The following is a 4,605-nucleotide window of genomic DNA, read 5'->3' on the forward strand; positions in this document are numbered from 1 at the left end:
CTAGATTGTATTCAATACGGACAGCTTCCGCCGTTACCAAATGACCAACATGAATCGGATCAAAGGTTCCACCCATAATACCTATTTTAGCTTTTGCGCACACCATAATTTCTGCCTTTCAAAATATCAATATCAAAATTAACTTTTTTAACATATCTGTTTGTCATAGTGAAAAGCTAATGGTTACACCATTACTTTAATGATAAACCTGAGTATCAGAATCACTAAAGTAATAAGAGCAACCGCCTGCATATAGTCAACAACATCATGCCGACCTTTTGGCGTACGCAAATAGTTACTCACAGCATAATAGTAACCTAATAGCTGTTTACGCTTACTCATTTGCGTATCCTGCCAAACTAACGGATTTGTCCATTGCCATTTACTATATATTTGATACTGGTCAATTCAGGCAGCCCCATTGGACCTCTGGCGTGAAGTTTCTGCGTACTTATGCCAATTTCAGCACCAAAACCAAATTCAAAACCATCCGTAAACCGAGTTGACGCATTGACATATACAGCAGCAGCGTCAACCTCCTGTTGGAAACGCTGAGCATTGTCGTAGTCACGTGTAACAATGGCTTCAGAATGACGCGTACTGTACTTTGCAATATGGTCAAGCGCCATATCTAAATTGTCAACAACGCGCACGGCTAAAATCAAATCCAGAAATTCGGCTTCCCAGTCTGCTTCTACTGCCGGCTTAACAGCCGGATGATATTTCATGGTTTCGGTACAGCCTCTGAGTTCAACACCCGCTTGATGGTAACGTTCTAGCATGGCAGGTAAAAACTGAGGCGCAATTTGTTTATGAACTAACAATGTCTCCATTGCATTGCATACACCTGGACGCGAGACTTTGGCATTAAACGCAATGTTCTGAGCCATAGTAAGATCGGCCGAACTATCGATAAAAATATGACAAACACCGGTTCCGGTTTCAATGACAGGTACTGTACTATTTTCGACAACTGTTTTAATCAGCCCTGCCCCACCTCGGGGAATAATGACGTCTAAATATTGATTAAGCTTAAGCATAGCATTTACCGCCTGGCGGTCTGTGGTCTCAATAAGCTGAATGGCACCCTCTGGTACTCCGGCTGCCTGTGCGGCATTGGCTAGAATGCGCGCAATAGCGGTATTGGAGTGAATAGCTTCTGAACCACCACGCAAAATGACAGCATTACCAGCTTTTAAACAAAGTCCAGCAGCATCTACAGTAACATTAGGCCGGGCTTCATAAATTATGCCAATCACCCCTAATGGTACCCGTACTTTTGTGATTCTAAGACCATTAGGCCTCACCCAGCCGCCAATAATCTCACCAACAGGATCTGGCAGTGCCGCAATTTGCCGTAGACCATCAGCGATAGCTGTAATTCTGGCTTCGTTCAGTAGTAACCGGTCAATCAGTGATGTTGGCATGCCACTTTTTTTTGCCTGTGCAATATCTTGCTCATTAGCCGCTATAATTACGGTCTGATTTTCTTCTAATGCCTTGGCCATAGCCAACAATGCCTGATTTTTTACCGCCGTGGATAATGTCGCCAGTTTGCTGGCTGCGCGCTTAGCAACGCTGCCTTTTTCCATAAGTTCAGTTATGTAATCCATCCTCTTGTCTCCCTTCTATACCAGGATTACCAGATTATCGCGGTGCACAATCTCGTCATATGGTTTAAAGCCAAGTATTTGACTAATTTCCTGGGTATGAGCCCCCATGATTTTTTTTAGATCTTCAGCATTATAATTGGTAATACCTCTGGCCAGTTCTCGCCCAGTCTCACTTACGATACTAATAGTGTTTCCTAATTCAAAATCGCCCTCAACAGCCGTTATTCCAGCAGCTAATAAGCTGGAACCGCCAGTAAGCAACGCTTGTTCACAACCTTTATCAACCGTTACCTTACCGCTGATGCTTGCGCCAAAAGCCAGCCAGCGTTTACGAATTTGCAGGCGATTTTCTTTGGAAACGAAAATGGTACCCACTTTTTGCCCTTGAAGAATTTCACGAACTACACCATCGCGTCCACCAGAGGCAATAACCATGGTTACACCAGAATTAACGGCAATTTTCGCTGCCTGTATTTTAGTATACATACCGCCTGTCCCCCGCAGAGTACCAGGCCCGCCTGCCAATTCTTCAATCGCCGGAGTAATATCCGTAATTTCCTCAAGCAATACAGCATCAGGGTCTGTCTGAGGATTAGCGGTATACACACCTTCCACATCAGATAAAATGATTAATACATCGGCATCAATAATACTAGCAACCATAGCAGAAAGTGTGTCATTGTCACCGATTTTCAATTCGTCAATAGCAACCGCGTCGTTCTCGTTGATAATGGGAATGACGCCCTGGTTTAAAAGCGCCATTAATGTGTTTCGGGAGTTAGTATACCGTTTGCGGTTAACAGAATCAGCGCGTGTTAATAGCACCTGGGCAACAATTTGACCATATTCACCAAACATTTTCTCGTAAATGTGCAGCAAAATTCCTTGCCCGACGGCAGCAGCTGCTTGCTTTTCGGGAATAGTCTTAGGTTTTTCTTTAAGCCCTAAACGCTCCATGCCAGCACTAACCGCCCCTGAAGTCACCAAAATAATCTGTTTGCCCTGATTGGCAAGATCAGACAATTCACGCGCCAGTTTCTCAATTCGCAAAAGATTAAGTTTGCCTGTCGTATGAGTTAACGTACTGGTACCAACCTTAACAACAATACGGTTAGCATTGCATAAATTCTCTCTTGTCAGCATACTAATCTCCCCCACAATCTACGGCAATTCTATTTTTGATTTTTCCGCGTTTTTCTTATATAGCAATCCGTTGCGACCAATCACCTGTACCAATTCGGCACCCGTAGCCTTAGCAAGTGCAGCAATAGCCGCTTTAGGCTCTTCCGGGCAGTTTTGCAGCACCCTGACTTTAATGATTTCTCTGGCAGTCAATGCTTGTTCAGCACTTTCAGCAACCGATTCAATTACGCCGCTTTTTCCAATTTGCACCACAGGATCTAGCGTACTGCCCAACGCCCGCAAAAAACGTTTTTGTTTACCTGTAAGTGTTGTTTCATTCACTTGCAACATATAGCCTCCTATGGTCTAAACTCAAATTCCATATCTCCAATCCGAACGGTATCACCTTCTTGGATACCTCTTGCCCGAAGCTCTTCATCAATCCCCATTTTTCGCCAAATGGCCTGAAAGCGGCGTAAGCCCTCTTCATCGCCAAACCGGGTCATGGCCACCAGTTTCTCAATTTTCTCGCCATGAACAACAAATGCACCGTCATCTTCCCGCGTAATCGAGTACTCATCCTCTGGTTTAGCTTCATATACTTTGGCTTCTTCAATTTCCTCCGGCTCTTCCACATATTCATCCAAAAGCTGTGATGCCCTCTGCATAAGAGCTTGTAACCCCTCACCAGTAGCGGCTGAAATGGGGTAAATCTCATGTCCCGCTGCCTTCATATACTCGGCTATTCTTGGGTAATTTGCCTGCGCCTCAGGCAAATCCATTTTATTGGCGGCAACAAGTTGTTTACGTTTAAATAATTTTTCGTTGTATAATTTAAGTTCATTATTAATTTTGTGAAAATCTTCTATCGGATCACGGCCTTCTATACCAGACACATCAAGTACATGAATCAGTACTTTAGTACGTTCAATATGCCGTAAAAAGTCGTGACCTAACCCCACACCGGCATGCGCTCCCTCGATTAACCCAGGAATATCAGCCAAGACGAAGTTTCGACCTTCGGCTATGCTGACCACCCCTAATACAGGTGTCAACGTAGTAAAGTGATAAGCGGCTACTTCCGGTTTCGCTGCCGATACCATTGACAGGATACTGGATTTACCTACACTGGGATAGCCAAGTAAACCAACATCTGCTAATAGTTTAAGTTCCAGCAGTAAAGTTCGCTCCTCACCGGGTTCTCCTAGTTCGGCAAACGTCGGTGCCCTGTTTACACTATTGACAAACCGGGCATTACCGCGTCCTCCCCGTCCCCCTTTGGCAACAATAACCCTCTGTCCTGGTTCGGTAATATCAGCAAGTATTTGATTAGTAGCTTCATCTCTGACAATAGTTCCTGGCGGCACTTTAATCAGTAAATCTTCCGCACACCGCCCATGCATATTGCTGGACTGTCCATTGGCCCCGTTACTGGCTTTAAACAGACGCTTGTAGCGAAAATCAAGCAGGGTGTTTAGATTGGCATCCCCTACTAACACTACATTGCCACCACGACCGCCATCGCCGCCGTTTGGCCCGCCTTTGGGAACATACTTTTCCCGGCGAAAACTAGACATACCATTTCCGCCACTGCCAGCTTTAACCGTAATTTTGGCTCTATCAATAAACATAAAAATCCCCTTGTGATTTTTTATATGTAATATGCGCTTTCGCACTCATTATTATCCGATGACTAACGTCTTAAGACAGCTTCAGCTTCTACTAGTAAAAGCTTAATAATTATTGGAAGTTTAACGTTGTAGCGTACAATTACTATTACCTTCACTTTTCTTATAGGTTGTAAATACATTGGATATCAAATTCGGGTCATGTGCTAACTTCTCGATATATTGCAAAGCCTTTTCTTTCC

At 44.1% G+C, this 4,605-nt stretch carries 5 protein-coding genes and 1 pseudogene; all 6 read right to left on the minus strand.

The genetic code is table 11. The features are described from left to right. Nucleotides 1–106 (minus strand): annotated as a pseudogene (locus tag AC29Z1_RS01660) (nicotinate-nucleotide adenylyltransferase); the annotation flags it as partial. A 77-nt stretch (nucleotides 107–183) separates the two neighbouring features. After that, the gene (locus AC29Z1_RS01665) at nucleotides 184–342 is read right to left on the minus strand and encodes a hypothetical protein (RefSeq protein WP_488269718.1); all 159 of its coding nucleotides are present in this window, start codon (nucleotides 340–342) and stop codon (nucleotides 184–186) included. Nucleotides 343–359: 17 nt separating this feature from the next. Further along, nucleotides 360–1,613: a glutamate-5-semialdehyde dehydrogenase gene (locus AC29Z1_RS01670; RefSeq protein WP_488269719.1), complete on the minus strand. Its 1,254-nt coding sequence runs from the start codon at nucleotides 1,611–1,613 to the stop codon at nucleotides 360–362. Nucleotides 1,614–1,628: 15 nt separating this feature from the next. Further along, entirely contained in the window at nucleotides 1,629–2,756 is a 1,128-nt protein-coding gene (gene proB, locus AC29Z1_RS01675; RefSeq protein WP_488269720.1) for a glutamate 5-kinase, read from the minus strand. An 18-nt stretch (nucleotides 2,757–2,774) separates the two neighbouring features. Then, nucleotides 2,775–3,086, minus strand: coding sequence for a ribosome assembly RNA-binding protein YhbY (yhbY, locus tag AC29Z1_RS01680; protein ID WP_488269721.1), 312 nt, complete (start codon nucleotides 3,084–3,086; stop codon nucleotides 2,775–2,777). Between the two features lie 8 nt (nucleotides 3,087–3,094). Next, nucleotides 3,095–4,366 carry a GTPase ObgE gene (gene obgE / locus AC29Z1_RS01685; RefSeq protein ID WP_488269722.1) on the minus strand — a complete coding sequence of 424 codons (1,272 nt, stop codon included), beginning with the start codon at nucleotides 4,364–4,366 and terminating at the stop codon, nucleotides 3,095–3,097. Nucleotides 4,367–4,605 lie beyond the last annotated feature (239 nt).

Source organism: Sporomusa sp., assembly GCF_057736855.1.

Coding starts and splice junctions, on each gene's coding strand:
- AC29Z1_RS01665 (WP_488269718.1), bottom strand. CDS start 342: ATGAGTAAGCGTAAACAGCTATTAGGTTACTATTATGCTGTGAGTAAC.
- AC29Z1_RS01670 (WP_488269719.1), bottom strand. CDS start 1,613: ATGGATTACATAACTGAACTTATGGAAAAAGGCAGCGTTGCTAAGCGC.
- proB (WP_488269720.1), bottom strand. CDS start 2,756: ATGCTGACAAGAGAGAATTTATGCAATGCTAACCGTATTGTTGTTAAG.
- obgE (WP_488269722.1), bottom strand. CDS start 4,366: ATGTTTATTGATAGAGCCAAAATTACGGTTAAAGCTGGCAGTGGCGGA.
- yhbY (WP_488269721.1), bottom strand. CDS start 3,086: ATGTTGCAAGTGAATGAAACAACACTTACAGGTAAACAAAAACGTTTT.